Annotated in this window: 1 protein-coding gene; it reads right to left on the bottom strand. The window is 67.4% G+C overall.

What is annotated here, in order from left to right; genetic code table 11:
- Positions 1–207, bottom strand: a 207-nt coding sequence (locus tag ACLIJ1_RS23340) for a DUF4347 domain-containing protein (protein WP_411367974.1), incomplete at its 3' end; no start/stop codon positions are given.
- Positions 208–288 lie beyond the last annotated feature (81 nt).

Raw genomic sequence — 288 nt, 5'->3', positions numbered from 1 at the left:
TGACTGCACCGAGCCGGCGTCGATGTTGCCACTGCCCAGGGTGAGGTAGCCGTCGCCGCCATGGCTGACGATGTGCACCGCTGTCACGCCCGTGCGGCTGCCCAGCGCCGCGGCCATCTGCTCCAGACCGTCCTGCTCCACGCTCAGCACCACCACTTCGCGGCCGTTCACTGCGAAGGACTGCGGATCAGAAACACGACCGTCCACGAAGACAATCTCAGTGGCAACACTGGGGATGGGACCGGCATCTCCGCCGTCCACCACGGGGGCTGGCGGATCGACCGGCGT

The organism is Hydrogenophaga sp. RWCD_12 (genome assembly GCF_046604225.1).
Taxonomy (GTDB): domain Bacteria; phylum Pseudomonadota; class Gammaproteobacteria; order Burkholderiales; family Burkholderiaceae_C; genus Hydrogenophaga.
The sequence above is the reverse complement of the archived record's forward strand: the minus strand, read 5'-3'. Positions and strand labels throughout refer to the sequence as shown.